Here is a 14,723-nt window from a genome sequence, read left to right on the forward strand (position 1 = left end):
GAGCCGCTTCGCGGCTCTTGTCAAGCGCTTCGCGCTTGACTTTCCCGCGTTGCAGGAAACCGTATTTCCGCTTCGCTCCAATACGGTGAGGGGCCTCTCGCTTCGCTTCGGGGCGGGGCGTCCGCTGCGCTCCCGCCCTACCGGCTCCGCCGGGCAGCAGCGGGGACTGGTGATGGTGCATCATGTCGTCTACCGGGTAGGATCCCGGATTCTGGGGCACCCCCGCCCAGACGCCGGCCGAACCGGTCCCGGGGCGTCTCGGACCGCTGGAAGGGGCTCAACTCTGCAAGAGGTTCGGTGCCGAGTTGAGCCCTCTCTATCTGCTCGCCTCTGACGGCCCGTCGCCCGGTTGCTGCCTGGAGTTGCCATGTCGCACGCCCCGGTGCGTGGCAGTTCTTTCACCGGTGCGTGCATCGTGAGTCGGCCTGCATCACGTGAGGATGCATCGGGTAGTATCCCGTGAAACGGGGTACTACCTACTTGCGCTCAATGTGGGCGACCCAGGTAACGGCTTGAACCTTGCTGGGGATTTCCCCGATTTCCTTTGCTGCGGCCCGGTAGCAGTCGGCGAGAACGTTGTAACGCCCGGCTGCACCCAATCCTCGGTCCCGCTGTCCGTAGACTTCCCGGACGGCAATGTCGTGTGCGTGGCGGTCGATAACGACGGCGTGTTCGTTCTTGGGGTCGGCGATGCACAGATAGAAGAGGCCGGTTTTAATGTGCATGGGGAGCACTTCGCTCGGGTCGGTTCCGCCCATGATCCGGTTTGCCTTGGTGACCGCGTCCTTGACGTGACCGCTTGCGGTTCCTTCGGTGAATGCCTTTCGGGCGAGTCGGACGTTTTCCGACCATGACTTGTTTGCCGAGAGTGCGGCGAGAACACCAGCGCCCTTTACTGCGTTCCCTGCGGCGATTTCACGGGCGAGCTTGTGTGCCGTCCCGTACCATTCCCGGCCGCGCTGCTTTTGGTCGGGGGTGGCAGTGTTCCACATTGCGACAATGGCGCGGGTGTAATCGGCGCGCTGGATTTCGGTGCTCTTGACCGGGATCACAGAGAAGTCCTCAAAGGGTGAAGGAGGAAAGGGATCGCAATTGGCGGTGAGGAGCGGGCCCGATGGGCGGCTCAACTCACGGCGTGCGGGGAATTTCCGGGGGTGCGGCGGGGGCACAGTGCCCCCGCCGCAGGGGGTGTCTCAGGCGTGGAGGATGTCGTACTCGGTGCGGTCTACGAGGTCGGCCGTGCGGTCACCGTAGAGGGCGAGGAGGGTGACGGCTCCGGTCTCGCTTTCCCAGAGGCTGTCTTCGGTCTCGAATTCGGTGGCTTCGGGGAATCGGGCGAGGATGGCGCGGGCAGCCTTCTGCTGTGCTTCTTCGTAGCTGTCGGCTTCGGTGACGACGGCAAAGCGGTTGTCCATGAGCGATGTGGTGATGTCGGCCCAGTCGCACACGAGGGTGTAGATCACGGGGTCTCCCGGCTCAGATGTGAATGACGGGGGCGTCGCGGTGGTGTACGCCGGGCTGTGGCGGGATGAGCTGGCCGGTGGCGTAGTCGGTGCAGTAGGCGTCGAAGACTGCGGCTGCGGTGAGCGGGATGGGGTCTCCGTCGTTGTCGAATACCCAGCCGCAGACGCTTTCGTCAGGGTGGCGGACGCTGCGCATGATCAGTCCGGCATTGTCCGCTCGTCCGGTGACGGCGGCAGCGAGAAAGCAGCAGAAGTCGAGGGCGGCACGGCCGTCCGTCTCGATTCCGGTTTTGTCGCTCTGTGAGTAGATGAGCTGCTGGATTTCGGATTCGCCGCCGGTGTGAATGGCGAGAGTGAGGCAGTGGATTCCGGTTCCTGCCTTTTTGAGAAGCCTTACGAAGATGTCGAATGCGCGGTCTGCGTCGCGGAGGCTGGGGGTGGGGAGGCTCATGTCGTGCACCTTTCGCGTTGTCGGGACGGCGGGGGCGAAAGCCCCCGCCGTGGGTGGTTTCGCTACTTGGTGCGCTGGCCGGGGATGGTGGCGGAGACAGGCTCGGTGCGGGGGCTGGGAATGGGGGTGTCGATTCCCAGGAGTTCGAGGAGGGCCGCAACGTTGTCGTCGGTGAGGCCCTTGGTGTCGCCGTTGGTGTCGGGTCCGCCGGTGATGACGGCGGTGCCGAAGTACGGCTGCATGTAGCCCGTGATGAGGGCCAGCAGGTTGGCGGACGGGTTGACCTCCGCGCCGTTCGGCACGCCTTCCTCGTCGACCCACATGGTCAGGTCCGGGGAGAGGGTGACGGCTTCGACGTTCCGGCAGGTGATGGCGGTGTGGAGGGTGGCCAGGGTGCCCGTGGTGGGCCACGAGATGACGGTGGCGGTCCGGTCGGGGCGCAGGACCAGAGCAAGGGCGGTAGAGGACATGGGTGTCTCCCGGTAGGTGCGTCGGATTGGGTCTTGTTGGCCGGCTGCCACCGCCGACCAACAAGACAAAGATAGCGCACTTATCTACTTCACGGGAGGTCTTCCGCGGTGTTTTCGCAGGTCAACCCATACGGGGGTACTGCCGGTGCCCGGCCGCCCCGCCGCCGCTCCTGCCGCGCAGAGGCAGGAGATCCGTCCGGCAGCGCGCAGCGCTCCGGGGTCGGCAGCGCAGCGCCGCCCCGGCAGCCGGACGCCCGCCGCAGAGCGCAGCGGACGGCGGGAGGTGGGAGCGGGAGCCCTACCGGAGCGCAGCGGAGCAGGGCGAGCGCCCCAGCTCGGCGTGAGGGAGCGCAGCGGACGGCCGGGGAAGCGCAGCGGCCCCGGCACGCCTGTGGTCGGGGTGGGGAGCGCAGCGGACCGCCCCGACTCGGCGGCGGGGCGGCCGGGCACCGGCAGTACCCCCGGGAAGAAGAGGGCGGGCGCGCTGCGCCCTGCCCTGTGCTGCGCCCTGCTGCGGGGCCGTGGACCGGTGTGCTGCGCCCTGCTGGCGAACGTGTATCGGCCCCCAGGGGCTGCTCCCTGGGGGCCGTGCGGTGCTGAGAGGCGGTCAGGTGGCGAGGGCGGTGATCAGGTCGGCGGATGTGGGGGTGGTGCCGGTGGCGAGGTGACGGATGCCGTCGCCGGGCAGGGGCCAGGCTCCTCCAGGACCGATCGGGTGGCGGCGGGAGACGGCGGTGCGCCACCCGTGCCGTTCGTCCCACACGAGTGCGGGGGCCGGCGCGGTGGGCTCGTCCAGGACCAGCGCGGCGACGCACACCTCGCCGGAGTGCTGAACCGCGGGCGGCTCCGGCGTGCTGGTCCAGCCCTGGGCGTGGAGCGCCTGGGCGATGTCGGCGAGGTAGGGGGCGGCGGCGCGGCCGCGCAGGACGGTGGCGGCGCGCACGGTTGCGCGGCGGGTCTGGGAGGTGGGGTAGCCGAGGGCGTTGGCGGCTTGTTCGGCGGTGACGTGGTCGCGCTCCATGACGGTGGCCATGCGATCGGCGCGCAGGGCGGTGAGCGCGTTCTGCGCGGTGTGGGTGTGGATGCCGAGGGTGTCGGTGACGGCGGCCGCGGAGACGGCGGGGTCGGCGTTCAGGAGCGGGGCGGTGCGCTCGAGGATGAGGTCGCGCGGGACCTGGTCGCCGGTGTCCTTCGGCCGGCCGGTGGCCGCGGACTTGCCCGGGCGGGCGGCATTGACGTCGCGCACAATGCCGCGAGGCCAGTGCTCCACCCCGCCGATCTCCACCCGGTGGGCTTCGAGTTGCGGGTTGCGCTTGTAGGAGTCCCAGGTGCGCGGGGAGACGCCCCATGCGGCGGCGGCCTCGCGGCGGTCGAGGAGGTCCTGGTCGTCGTCGACGTCCGGGAGCGCGGGGACGGGACGGCCGGCGAGGTAGGCGTCGACCTGTTCGCCGTCGTACAGCCGGGTGCGGCCTTCGGTGATCGGCGCGGGAAAGCCGGCTTGCTTGTGGGGGCCGGAGTTGAGGTAGCTCTGGAGGCGCACGCCCTGCTGGGCGGCGAGATCGGCCAGGGTGCGCACCAGGTGCTGACGGCCTGCACGGATCACGGGAACTCTCCGGGGTCACGGGTACAGTGGCCGCCACAAGGGCGACCCTTTGGGGTGTGGTCTTGGGTCGGCCGGCACCCTTGCCACCCGCTCACGCGGAATCGGGGTGCCGGCCACATCTGTCTGCGGGTCAGAACTCGATCGCGACCTGCTCGATGTCGGTCAGCTCGACCTCCGCGAGCCCCAGCGCGCGGCTGCCGCCCGCCTGGAAGTACACCTCGCGCAGGCCGTCAGCGAGGACCTGGCGCAGCTGCCGGTCGCTGGCGCCGGCAGCGTGTGCGTCGAGGAGGCGCCCGGCGTGAGGTGGCGGGAGGGCCTGGGTGATCCAGCGCATGCGGGCGTCGTCGGTGCTGCCGGCGGCCGCGGTGAAGCCGAAGCGTGCCCGGGTCTCGACGATGATGCCGGTGGTGGCCGCGGCCTGACGGCGGGCGCGCTGCTGGACGCGGGGCTGCCAAACCTTGCGGACCTCGTCCGCCAGGCGCTGGGCGAGTTCGGCCCGCGGGCGGCGGATCTGCCCGGTCAGGTAGCGCTCCACGGTGCGCTGGCTGACGCCGAGCCGGACCGCGACCGCCCGGGTCGAACCCTTCTCCGCCTTCACCAACGCCCGCATCTGCGCGCCCGCGGACTTCGGGATCGGCCGGGTGAACACTGCCTGCACCGCACGGTCGAGACTGTCTCCGATGATGCCCACCGGGCGTACCCTTCCTGCGAATCCTACGGATGATCTTCAAAGGGCCTGTGCGGGCCGAACTCCGCGACGGGCGACGCGAGGGCCGCCCCGAGGGGAGTTCGGCCGGGAGGCGGGCGCACAGGCCGCTTCCCGGGGGTGGCTCAGGTCTTGTGCATGTCGCGCAGCCGCGAGTAGTGGAACTGGTGCGCCACGGTCACCGTGCAGCACACGCCGCCCCTGTTCTTGCTCACGATCAGGTCACTCTCGCCGGCCCGCGGGGACGCCTTGTCGTAGGCGTCCTCCCGGTGAAGCAGGATGACGGCACTCGCGTCCTGCTCCAGTTGCCCGGAGTCGCGCAGGTCCGATGTCTGCGGGAGCTTGCCCTCGCGGTTCTCCGAGCCGCGGTTGAGCTGGGCGCAGCAGACGATGACCGCGCCGGTCTCCTCAGCAATGATCTTGAGTTCGCGGCTGACTTCGCTCACCCGCTCGTAGGCGGTCTGGCGGGAGTTGCGCTGGTCGGTCTCCATCAGCTGGATGTAGTCGATGACCACGAGAGGGACGCGGCCGGTGGTCCGGACGATGTGCTTGATGCGGGTGCGGACCAGGTGCGGGGTGACTCGGGCGGTGTAGTCCATCCACAGCGGCAGGCTGTCCAGGTCGGGCAGGCGGCGGGCGATGCGGCTCCAGTCGTCTTCGGTGATGGCCGGCCCGCCGTCCGTGAGGTGGTGCAGACCGACGCGGGCCTGGCTGGACAGCACACGGTTGGTGACCTCGGCCTTGCCCATTTCCAGGCTGTGCACGAGGGTCGGCCTGTCGGACCCGGCGTTCGCGAGCGCGATGCCGAGCGTGAGGGCGCTCTTGCCCATCGCCGGGCGGGCCGCGACCAGGATCATGTTGCCGGGGCGCATTTTCAGCACCATGTCCAGGTCCGTGAGTCCGGTGATTGCGGAGGCGATCACCGGGTGCTCCAGGGTGTCCAGGTGCTCTTGCAGGCCCTCGTGGAACTTGCCGAAGAGCCCGGCCTGCTCGGGGCCCTGGTCAGCTGCCAGGTGTTCCAGCTCGGCCTGATGGGCGGCGATCAGGCCGTTCACGGCGCTCGGGTCGGCCTGACGGGCCATCTGCATCCCGCGCACGAGGGTCTGCTCGTAGCGGCGCTGGCGCGCATAGCCGTGGACGAGGTGGGCGTAGTGCTCGGCTTCCCCAGGGGAGCACGCCTGGTGAGCGATCTGCGACAGGCGGACCAGGCCACCGACGCGCTCCAAGTCACCGGTGCTCCGGAGCTCGGCCTCGACCATGGGCACACCAGTGGGCCGGCTGCGAGCGTGCAGGGCCAGCACGGCCTGCCAGATCACGCCGTGGTGGGGCTCTGCGAAATCGCGGTCCTGGTCTCCGAGGACCGCGGCCGCTGCCGCGATGGGATCGAACCCGCCCGGACTGGCCATCAGGCACGCGCCCAGCACCGCGGCTTCGGCCTCCGCCCCGGGACGCTGCTGCGCCTGACCCGCAGAGCCGGGCAGGTCGACGATCTCCTCGAACGTGTGGCTCATCGCTGCTGCTCCTCACGGGTCGGGACGGTGATCGCGGGGTGGGTGCAGCGGCGGCTCGGGGCGTCATCGTCGTCATCGAGAACCCAGCCGTACTCGTCGCAGGCCGAGCAGGCACGCAGCACGCCAGCAACGTCCTGCTGGTCCACTCCGGCGGACTCGGCGGCCGGAGCCGGCTTGCGGTAGCGGCGCAGGTCCTCGACCCAGCCGGGCAGGCACCGGGTCCATGCCTTCGCACCAGCTGTGTTCTTGAGAATGTCCGCTTCCAGCGCCTGTCGGTGGACGTCGTCCAGGCTGGCCATCGACGGCCAGCCCTGCGCGCGCATCGTCCGCAGCAGCTTCGGCGCGCACTTCCGCGAGGTAACGGCTCCCGCCTGCCATCGCTGCATCTGCTGGAGGAAGTCCTCCGCAGCGGAGATCTCCTCCGGGAGGAACTCTGCTTCCTCCCGCTGTGACGGGAGCGACCGCTCAGGGTGTGTGAGGGGGTAGGGGGAGGAGGAATCCTCCTCCTCCGGGGGGTGTGGGGGGTGGAACCCGGATCGCGGGTTTTCCGCATTACGGCTCTGACCAGGCGAAACGCGGGTTTCCAGATCGCGGGTTTTCCGCGATTCGGTTCCGGATCGCGGGTTTTCCGCATTACGGCTCTGACCAGGCGAAACGCGGGTTTCCCGCGATGCGGAATCGGGTCGGCCCTCCGGATCGCGGGTTTTCCGCACTTCGGCATCTACCTGCATGGATGCGGTGATGCCCAAGTCGACGTACTGCTGGTTGTTCGCGGGGTTCCGGTAGACGCGGGTCACCCACGTCGGGCGCTGCGTGGCCGCGTCGTAGACGGACACGCGAGCGAGGTGGCCGGCCTTCATCAGACGTGCGGCAACTGCGTTGTACCGGTCCTTGCCCATCTTCCAGCCGCGGGCCTGGAGGTCGGCGCGGATGGCCTCCATGGTCGACGGCAGACGAGGGTCTCGCAGCAGCAGTTCGGCCAGAACGCCGAGATCCTCAGGCTGGAGGCCCGGTGTACGCACGAGCTCGCGCCGCAGGATGACTTCCTCGGGTGGCTCCCAGCCGCGCTCCAGGAAGCTGGAGCCGAATTCATCCGTCACGGCGCACCGCCTCCGTGCGGGTGGTGCGGTGCGGTGCTGCCGGCAGTCGACGGCGCGAGTAGTGCAGGTGGTGCATACGGGTCGTATCTCCCCAGGTTGGGGAGTCGCGTCTACGGAGGTGTGACCTGGTATGGGCCCGGGATAGTGGCGTAGCGCGAACAGGCGCGCTTATCCTGGGTACAGGTGACCCACCGAGGACCAGTGTCCACGGGAATCACCCCGGCGAGGTCACCTCTCACCGGACACGACTCGGAGCTTGGTAGGCGAGCGAGTCGAATCGCGAAGGGCGGCCTCGTTGTGGCGACGGGGCCGCTTCGCTTTTCTAGGGCGGCATAGGCATAGCGGCCATCATGCCGTACCTCACTCCCCCGGCAGGTAGTGGAACGTGGGGTGAGGGTGCATCAGGAAGTTGTAGTGGGAGATGTTCCAGGCGTAGGCCCCGGACATGGAGAAGGCCACAACGTCCCCGACCGCGATGCGGTCAGTCGGGATGTGCCGGGCGAAAACATCCTTCGGCGTGCAGAGTTGTCCCACGTAGGTCACCGGCACACCCTCCGCTGCAGGCCCTTCGGATGTACCCGGAAGCAGCGTGAAGGGATGGTCGTGGCCCTTCGTGACAGGTGTTCGGATTTGCATGGTGCCGCCCCGGAGCACGGCGAACGCATCCCCGTGTGCGTGCTTCACATCCAGAACATCAGTCACATACCACCCGGCATAAACAGCCATGGCACGGCCAGGCTCGATACGCAGCGTTTCGCCCGGTCGGGCCAGCTTCGCAATGCCCTCTCCGTAGGTCAGCCAGTCGAACCGGCGGTCAGGGTGGGCGTAGTCGACGGCCATTCCGCCGCCGAGGTTGATCTCGGAGGATTTCACCCCGGCCGAGGACAGCCACGGGCGTGCCCACGCCAGGATCTGCTCGCTCTGCCGCAGCATCGCCTCAGCGTTCAGGCCGCTGGCCAGGTGCGCGTGGATGCCGCGGAGCCTGATCCACGGTGAGGCGGCGAGGATGGGGCGGCATTCCTCGATGAGATCGGGGTCCATTCCGAAGGGACCTGTCATGGCGAGTGCTGCTCCAGCTCGGTCGCCAGCCAGATTCACGCGCAGCATCACATCGGCCCCACCTACGGGTTGAGACAGACGGGCCAGCCGCTTCAGCTCGTGAGGGCTCTCCACATGGATGCGTTCGACGCGGAGCTCCAGGGCGTCCCGCAGCTCCGCATCCGTCTTGCCGGGGCCACCGAACGCGATCCGTGCGTTTGGCACCGCCTCCAGCACGTGGCGGAGCTCGCCTCCGGACGCAACCTCTATCCCGTCGACGTAAGGGGCGACGGTTCGCAAGATCTCCGGGTCAGGGTTGGCCTTGGCCGCGTAGAAGATTTCAGGGGAGCCGGGGCCAGAGAGCGCGGAGCGAACAGCATGTGCATGCTCCGCGAGGGCGCTCAGATCGTAGATGTAGGCGGGGAATTGTCCCTTCCCCAGATTCTCGATGTGCCGGGTGACGGAGTCCGTGATCACGAGTTGGTCCTAGTCAGGTCAGCGGAAACGTGTGCTCGATGACGAGATAGTGAGCGGGCGCGAGGGTGGTCGTTACCTCGACTGTTTGACCGTCAGCGGTATGACCGGTGTGCACGATGTCCGTGACCGTGCGGTCCCGACTGATCTCCAGGGCTTGAGCCTCGTCCTCGGTCGGTAGCCTGCTGGGAACGATCCGCTCACGGGCTTCCGACTGCGGATAGCCGAGGTCCGCCAGGGCGCTCTTGACTCCACCTTTGATCACCGGAGCGGGCTCCTCTAGCACCGTGTTCGATGCGATCGACAGAGGGATCCACGTCGAGTTCAGGCGGACTGGGATGCCGCTCGCGAGCAGTCGGCGGCGCCTGACAAGGCAGTTGACTTCGCCTCGCGGAAGCCCCAGGGCGTCGGCCACGTTGGCCGGCGGCTCGGCGTGCTCAACCGTGATTTCGTGCGTGGGCTCGAGGCCCAGTGCCCGTACCTCGCTGTCGAACGCACCCTTGGCGCCGTTGTGCTCACGCGCAGCCCTCCGGTACCGATCCGGCGAGTGCAGCATTGGAGGCAGCCACGTCACGATCGTTCCGCGGCCTTGCCGTGGGCGGACCAGCCCCTCCGCCGCCAGCACGCTCATTGCGCGGTTGACCAGACTGCGCGACGCACCGTACCGCTGCGCCAGCTCAGGCTCAGACGGCAGCAGTGTCGCCGTCGGGTACAGGCCGCTCATGATGTCTGCTCGCAGGGTGGCTGCGATCTCGCGGAATCCCAGTTTCTCGGGCATGGCCTCCTCCTTTCCGGGGTGCGATCGACCCCAAGCTGACCTCACCCTATCTGAAACGCCAAACGTTTGACGACTGTTGACAGGGCGCGAGGAGTTGTGCGTGAATATGGAAACGCCAAACGTTTGGCGTTATCAACTTCATGTGTCTGGCTACCGGCTTGCATGCCGGCCCGGGGTGACGAACCACGAGGTCCCCTGAGAGCGCAGCCGGACAGCACCACCGCAGTTCCTGCAGCGTTGCGCTGCCCGTCCATCGCAGGACGCCCGCTCCCGGCGGTTTGCCTGCGGCGGGCGGAGAACGCAACAGCGAAGGAGACCTGATGCGTCACAACGGACGGGCACCCCTGCTCGCCAGCGCCATGCGGCCTGAGCACCTGAACCTCCGCGAAGGCGAGCCCCGCACGATCACCTGCCCCGACTGCTCGTCCTGGCGCCGCCTCGAACGGTCGATGATCACCCCACACCGCTTACCTGGCACGGCTCCCGCTGGCGATCGGCCCCGTCGCTACTTCGGTGACAAGCCGTCCGGCGGACAGCGTTGCCCCGGCAGTGCGCAGCGCGTCACCTTCGACATCAGTGTGGAGGAGTGGAGCGAGCGGCTGCTGGCGGCGGACAGCACCGCCATGGGCCGTCGGTCCGCCCAGCAGCACTCCAAGCCGATTCCCGCACCTGCGCCGGCCGTCGCCCAGATGTCGTCCACGCCGCTGCGTGCGGTCGACGCAGCGTTGGCCGCCTATCGCGCGCACCGCACAGCCTGCCGGACCCGGTGCACTGACAAGCATGCCTGCCCGGAGGCCTGGCGGCTGGCTACTCGTTACGAGCGCCTGCTCCGTACCCAGCCCCGCCGAGACGAGGTCCGCCGGGAACTGGACGAGGTGCAACAGCGGATGTGCCGCCGGGCGGCCGGTGCGGCCGCCCGTACCCGGGTGAATGAGTGGCAGCGTCACGGCGAGGCCACGACTGACGCGAGTGCCACGGCAAAGCGCTCTGGGGCGTCTGTGGAGGAGCTGAACAACACCAACCGAAGGCACCCGGCCGGAGTGGTCTCCGCGTTCCGCGGGCCGGACGTGCCTCTGGAGCACCTGCGCGTCGACGCTTGACCTTTTGCACGAACGACCACGGTCGCACCCACCCCGCGGCACGCGGGGTGGGTGCGACCGTGGCTGCTCGTACAGCAGCCAACGGGGCCCGATGCTCCGAACACGACGAACCCCCGGGGTGGCACCCCCGGGGGTTCGTCTGCGCAGGTCACCTTCCAAGAAAGGCAGACCCACATGCGAGTCAGCATGACACCTACCGATGCCCGGGCGATGCGCCGGGGCGTGCTCCAGCAGCTGGTCGACGAAGGCGCGCTCTGCGCGGCCGGCGACCCGGGCCGGTTCTTCCGGCTTGACGGCGAGTCGGTGGTCGAGTGGCAGCCGCGCCGCGACAGCGCGGTCCGTCTGTGTGCTGAGTGCCCGGCCCGCACTGCGTGCGAGGAGCTGGCGCTGCGCGACGGCGAAGGCCGCGCCGGAACCGACGACATGGTCCGCGCTGGGCATACCGGCCCGGCACTCGTGGCGCTGCGCAGGCGGCACTCCGAGCGCCTCGCGGCCGCGGTCGCCGTCGACCGCGACACCGAGGGTGCCCGGCTCGATGCCCTGGTGGCCCAGCTCCTTCGCACAGCCATCAAGAACCCCGACAAGGCCGGGGGCGGCTATCGCGGCGGTCCGGCGCAGACCGCGCAGAACGCGGAGATCTGCGCTCTCGCCGTCCAGGTGCAGGCGATCCGCACCGCCCGCCGTACGCGCGCCGGCTGGGAGGCAGCAGCATGAGCGAACTCCCCAGCTGCGAGCGCCGGCCGCTGGTGTCCGCCGAGGACGACCCGCTGCTCTCGGCGGATGCCGCCCACTGGCCGAACGTGGCCGCGCGCCGCGCGCAGCTCACCGTCGCCGACATGGACGACATCGCGTCGGGCCGTATGTGGGGACGGAGGGAAACGGCATGACCACCACCGTCCTCCCCCAGCCCACCACCGTGGCGCCGGGCGCGGCTGCCGGTCCGGAGTACGCCTGCGACTCCTGCGGGCGCTGGCACTCCGGACCCTGCCCGGCCGCCGCCCAGCGCGCGCTCGGCGAGCTGCTCGCCCGCATCGCGAGCGAGAACGACGCCAGCATCCCCGCCGACCGGCGGCGGGCACGGCGCACGCTCCAGGAGATGCTGCCCGGCTACGAGCGGCAGCCCGTCCTGATCCTGCATCGGCCGCGGATGGCCGACGACGCCTGCCCGATGTGCGGCTACTGGCGCTGCCGGTGCGACGAGGCCTCCGCCCCGGTCCCGGCCGGCGCGGGCACGAGGGCGGCCGTCCGGTGAGCGGCGGCTGCGGGCACCCGCCCCGGATGGTGACCGTCTGGCGCTCCGGCGCGGACGGCAAGCCGTACCCGACCGCCCGTCACGAGCCGTGCACCTGCGGCGGACGACGGTGACCCTGCCCCCTGCGATACAGCGGGCCCGGACCGCGCAACACGCCGCGGTCCGGGCCCTCACCCGCTGGGGCGCCGCGCACCCCGCCGCCCGCCTCGCCCTCACCGCCGCCGCCCTGACGGCTGCGGCCGCGTGGGAGGCCGGCCACCACGTCCCCGCCCTCCACCCGCCCCTGCGCGCCGCCAGCTGCCGCACTTCGCACCGACCCTTCTCCGGGAGTACCGCATGACCACCCAGCAGCACCCCACCGCTGCCGACTTCGCCCCCGGCCCCGGCAGCCCCCGCCAGGGCAGCCACCTGTGGCTGCTCACCCTGGAGCTCCCGGGCCGGGTGATGAACACGAGCCGCGGCACGCTCACCCCGCCCTTCGGATGGACCCGCTACGACGTCCTTCTCGGGCTGCTGGAGCAGATCGTCGCCGAGCAGCCCGAGCTCGCCACGGCCGCGGTGACCGCCTTCGTGCTGGAGCCCAACGTCCTGTGAACGCGCGGGACCTCTACCAGCGCTACCAAGCCGCCGCCCGCGCCGCCGCCGGACACGACCGCACCTGCCGGACGTGCGCCAGCGCCGAGCACGAGACCGCCGGCACCACGAGCCGCTGCCCGCAGGGCGAACGGCTGACCGACTCTCTCGCACGCCTCCAGGACGCCTACCTCACCCACCTGAAGAACCGACCCTGACCAGGAGAACCCATGCCGCTCGACACCATCACCCCCGACGAGATGCGCATCATCATCACCCGCATCCAGCCCTACCTGCCCCGCTTCCTGACCCTCTTCGAGCCCGGCCCGCACGGCGTGCGGTTCGCCTTCGCCCAGTTCACCGGGCGGGAGCTTCGCCCGGTCCGGCCCGCCGTCCAGGACGACGCGAACCTGCGCTACGTCCCGGAGGACGAGGACCCGGTCGAGCACCGGCTGCGCAACGAGGCCCGGCACATCCTGGACGACGTCTGGGAGCAGGCCGGCGAGCAGTGGGCGCAGGCCGCCTACGTCGCCGAGCTGGGCGACGCGGTCAAGGACGCGCCCGCCCGGTGGAAGACCTACCGCACCGAACGCCGCGCGCTCGACGACGCGTTCGCGTTCCTTCGGGACCCGGCCGCGTCAGCGGAGTGGCCGTCCGCGCTGTCGCGCCTGATCGACGCGCAGGACCGCACCCGGGCCGCAGCCACCGCGTTCGACACGCGGGCCCGGGAGATCGCCCGCGTGCACGACGAACACCACGGCGCCGACATCACCCACGACGCCGCGCTCGCTGCCGCCGGATACCCCGAAGCAGCCGAGTGGCCCATCGCACGCCACGCGGACTACGACCGCGCCCACCACACCGACTGGGGCACGCGCCCGCTCGCCGAGACGGTCCGGCACCTGATCGAGCAGCAGGACACCCACATCACGAAGATCAACCGCCTGTCCGGCACGGCCGGTCGCTGAGCCGAATGGAGGACAACGAAATGGACAAGATCACGAACACGCTCGGGAGGGTCTCCCCGCGCGACGCGGTCCTCGCCGTCCTGGGATTCGTGACCCTCGGGGTCGCCGTCCTGTCCGTCGCCGTCAGCTACAACATCCTCAAGCCCGCCTTCGGCGGCTGGGCGGTGCCGACCGTCGTCGCTCTCGATGCGCTCTGGGTGGTCTTCCAGGCCACCGAGGTCCTCGCCGGAAACAACGCGCGGCGGGCAGTGCGCGTGCGGGTGGCCGGCCTGGTTCTCACGGCCGTGAACGCCGCCATCCCGACCGCCGAGCTGCTGCTCCGCGACGGGCGCAGCGGCGTGGACCTGGCCGTGGTGCTCACCCCGCTCGCGATCGTCGCGACCAAGACGGCGTGGTGGATCGCGCTCCCCGCCCTCGGGCGCCGCTCCTCCGCCGGAACCCGGGCGGAGATCGACCAGAAGGCCCGGCGGGTTGCGGACCGGCTGGAGGTCATGGAGGCCGACGCGGCGGCGCGGATCGAGCTGCTCGACGTCGCGCGCGAGCTGGAGGAGCGGGTCGGCAAGGCGGAGACCGCCTACCGCCTGGCTGTGCTCCAGCGCGAGCAGGCCATGACCAAGGCCCTGGTTGAGCAGGCGCAGGCGACCGAGAAGACGCTCGCCGAGACGCCGCTGCCGGCGTCCGTCACACGCATCGCCCTGCCGGTGCTGGACGACTGGACGCCGGACCGGCCCGCGCTGCTCGCCGGGCGTGACGCCGTCACACCCACCGACACGGACGGCAGCGGCCGTCACACCACCGGCACGCAGGCCAGCGCCCCGGACCGGGACAGGCCGTCACACCCCACTGCCCACGCCGACACGCTCCAGCAGATCGCCACCGTGACGGGCGTCCCGGTGCCCGTCCCGGGCGAGCAGCTCACCGGCCCGCAGCTCGGAGTCGTCCTGCGCCACCTGCGCTACGCCGAGGACCCGCCCGCCTCCTACCGGCAGGCCGTGAAGGCCTTCAGGCAGGCCGGCTACGTCGGCAGCGAGGAGCGCGTCCGCCACGAGTGGGGCGCGCTCATGTCCCGCGAGGAGCAGACCAGCGAGGCGTCCGACGACGACGCCGAGGAGGAAGCGGACGCCTGAACGTCCAGCACCAGGACGCACCCAGCGTCCGGCACCACCAGTGAGGGCCAGCCCGCAGACCTGCGGGCTGGCCCTTGCTGCGACTGCCGGAAGCAGTCGGCGGAGCGCA

Annotated in this window: 18 protein-coding genes; 8 read left to right on the plus strand and 10 right to left on the minus strand. The window is 70.1% G+C overall.

Annotated elements, in window-relative coordinates; all coding sequences use genetic code 11:
* Window positions 1-476 precede the first annotated feature (476 nt).
* From IAG43_RS34900 to IAG43_RS33890, 10 genes are all read right to left on the minus strand, one after another.
* Window positions 477-1,052 (minus strand): DUF7178 family protein, encoded by a 576-nt coding sequence (locus IAG43_RS34900; RefSeq protein ID WP_246574855.1) that lies wholly within the window; start codon window positions 1,050-1,052, stop codon window positions 477-479.
* Window positions 1,053-1,193: 141 nt separating this feature from the next.
* Window positions 1,194-1,463, minus strand: a complete 270-nt coding sequence (locus tag IAG43_RS33850) for a hypothetical protein (protein WP_187744995.1) — start codon at window positions 1,461-1,463, stop codon at window positions 1,194-1,196.
* A gap of 13 nt (window positions 1,464-1,476) precedes the next feature.
* Window positions 1,477-1,914, minus strand: a complete 438-nt coding sequence (locus IAG43_RS33855; protein ID WP_187744996.1) for a hypothetical protein — start codon at window positions 1,912-1,914, stop codon at window positions 1,477-1,479.
* Window positions 1,915-1,976: 62 nt separating this feature from the next.
* Window positions 1,977-2,384 (minus strand): DUF3846 domain-containing protein, encoded by a 408-nt coding sequence (locus IAG43_RS33860; RefSeq protein WP_187744997.1) that lies wholly within the window; start codon window positions 2,382-2,384, stop codon window positions 1,977-1,979.
* Between the two features lie 607 nt (window positions 2,385-2,991).
* Window positions 2,992-3,987 carry a hypothetical protein gene (locus IAG43_RS33865; RefSeq protein WP_187744998.1) on the minus strand — a complete coding sequence of 332 codons (996 nt, stop codon included), beginning with the start codon at window positions 3,985-3,987 and terminating at the stop codon, window positions 2,992-2,994.
* Window positions 3,988-4,117: 130 nt separating this feature from the next.
* Window positions 4,118-4,678, minus strand: a complete 561-nt coding sequence (gene tpg / locus IAG43_RS33870) for a telomere-protecting terminal protein Tpg (protein ID WP_187744999.1) — start codon at window positions 4,676-4,678, stop codon at window positions 4,118-4,120.
* Between the two features lie 140 nt (window positions 4,679-4,818).
* Window positions 4,819-6,204, minus strand: coding sequence for a replicative DNA helicase (locus IAG43_RS33875; RefSeq protein WP_187745000.1), 1,386 nt, complete (start codon window positions 6,202-6,204; stop codon window positions 4,819-4,821).
* On the minus strand, window positions 6,201-7,304 hold the full coding sequence (locus tag IAG43_RS33880) for a hypothetical protein (RefSeq protein WP_187745001.1): 1,104 nt from the start codon (window positions 7,302-7,304) through the stop codon (window positions 6,201-6,203). The genes IAG43_RS33875 and IAG43_RS33880 overlap by 4 nt, the downstream gene beginning before the upstream one ends.
* A 360-nt stretch (window positions 7,305-7,664) precedes the next feature.
* Entirely contained in the window at window positions 7,665-8,819 is a 1,155-nt protein-coding gene (locus tag IAG43_RS33885; RefSeq protein ID WP_246574856.1) for an alanine racemase, read from the minus strand.
* A gap of 13 nt (window positions 8,820-8,832) precedes the next feature.
* A complete protein-coding gene (locus IAG43_RS33890) occupies window positions 8,833-9,594 on the minus strand; it encodes a GntR family transcriptional regulator (protein ID WP_187745002.1) in 762 nt (253 codons plus the stop codon).
* A 320-nt stretch (window positions 9,595-9,914) separates the two neighbouring features.
* Here IAG43_RS33890 and IAG43_RS33895 point away from each other — a divergent pair, with 320 nt between their 5' ends.
* From IAG43_RS33895 to IAG43_RS33930, 8 genes are all read left to right on the plus strand, one after another.
* Entirely contained in the window at window positions 9,915-10,694 is a 780-nt protein-coding gene (locus IAG43_RS33895; protein WP_187745003.1) for a hypothetical protein, read from the plus strand.
* Between the two features lie 186 nt (window positions 10,695-10,880).
* Window positions 10,881-11,408: a WhiB family transcriptional regulator gene (locus IAG43_RS33900; protein ID WP_187745004.1), complete on the plus strand. Its 528-nt coding sequence runs from the start codon at window positions 10,881-10,883 to the stop codon at window positions 11,406-11,408.
* The gene (locus tag IAG43_RS33905) at window positions 11,405-11,581 is read left to right on the plus strand and encodes a hypothetical protein (protein ID WP_187745005.1); all 177 of its coding nucleotides are present in this window, start codon (window positions 11,405-11,407) and stop codon (window positions 11,579-11,581) included. The genes IAG43_RS33900 and IAG43_RS33905 overlap by 4 nt, the downstream gene beginning before the upstream one ends.
* Window positions 11,578-11,946, plus strand: a complete 369-nt coding sequence (locus IAG43_RS33910; RefSeq protein WP_187745006.1) for a hypothetical protein — start codon at window positions 11,578-11,580, stop codon at window positions 11,944-11,946. The genes IAG43_RS33905 and IAG43_RS33910 overlap by 4 nt, the downstream gene beginning before the upstream one ends.
* 336 nt (window positions 11,947-12,282) lie before the next feature.
* Entirely contained in the window at window positions 12,283-12,540 is a 258-nt protein-coding gene (locus IAG43_RS33915) for a hypothetical protein (protein WP_187745007.1), read from the plus strand.
* Window positions 12,537-12,737, plus strand: a complete 201-nt coding sequence (locus IAG43_RS33920; RefSeq protein ID WP_187745008.1) for a hypothetical protein — start codon at window positions 12,537-12,539, stop codon at window positions 12,735-12,737. The genes IAG43_RS33915 and IAG43_RS33920 overlap by 4 nt, the downstream gene beginning before the upstream one ends.
* A gap of 12 nt (window positions 12,738-12,749) precedes the next feature.
* Window positions 12,750-13,487: a hypothetical protein gene (locus IAG43_RS33925; RefSeq protein ID WP_187745009.1), complete on the plus strand. Its 738-nt coding sequence runs from the start codon at window positions 12,750-12,752 to the stop codon at window positions 13,485-13,487.
* Between the two features lie 20 nt (window positions 13,488-13,507).
* Window positions 13,508-14,614, plus strand: a complete 1,107-nt coding sequence (locus IAG43_RS33930; protein ID WP_187745010.1) for a hypothetical protein — start codon at window positions 13,508-13,510, stop codon at window positions 14,612-14,614.
* Window positions 14,615-14,723 lie beyond the last annotated feature (109 nt).

Origin of the sequence: Streptomyces genisteinicus (genome assembly GCF_014489615.1) — a bacterium.
GTDB lineage: Bacteria > Actinomycetota > Actinomycetes > Streptomycetales > Streptomycetaceae > Streptomyces > Streptomyces genisteinicus.

Bases quoted from the DNA above. Each gene is read 5' to 3' on its own strand.
- IAG43_RS33905 (WP_187745005.1), top strand. From the start codon at position 11,405: ATGAGCGAACTCCCCAGCTGCGAGCGCCGGCCGCTGGTGTCCGCCGAG.
- IAG43_RS33875 (WP_187745000.1), bottom strand. From the start codon at position 6,204: ATGAGCCACACGTTCGAGGAGATCGTCGACCTGCCCGGCTCTGCGGGT.
- IAG43_RS33895 (WP_187745003.1), top strand. From the start codon at position 9,915: ATGCGTCACAACGGACGGGCACCCCTGCTCGCCAGCGCCATGCGGCCT.
- IAG43_RS33930 (WP_187745010.1), top strand. From the start codon at position 13,508: ATGGACAAGATCACGAACACGCTCGGGAGGGTCTCCCCGCGCGACGCG.
- IAG43_RS33915 (WP_187745007.1), top strand. From the start codon at position 12,283: ATGACCACCCAGCAGCACCCCACCGCTGCCGACTTCGCCCCCGGCCCC.
- IAG43_RS33855 (WP_187744996.1), bottom strand. From the start codon at position 1,914: ATGAGCCTCCCCACCCCCAGCCTCCGCGACGCAGACCGCGCATTCGAC.
- IAG43_RS33900 (WP_187745004.1), top strand. From the start codon at position 10,881: ATGACACCTACCGATGCCCGGGCGATGCGCCGGGGCGTGCTCCAGCAG.
- IAG43_RS33910 (WP_187745006.1), top strand. From the start codon at position 11,578: ATGACCACCACCGTCCTCCCCCAGCCCACCACCGTGGCGCCGGGCGCG.
- IAG43_RS33890 (WP_187745002.1), bottom strand. From the start codon at position 9,594: ATGCCCGAGAAACTGGGATTCCGCGAGATCGCAGCCACCCTGCGAGCA.
- IAG43_RS33860 (WP_187744997.1), bottom strand. From the start codon at position 2,384: ATGTCCTCTACCGCCCTTGCTCTGGTCCTGCGCCCCGACCGGACCGCC.
- IAG43_RS33925 (WP_187745009.1), top strand. From the start codon at position 12,750: ATGCCGCTCGACACCATCACCCCCGACGAGATGCGCATCATCATCACC.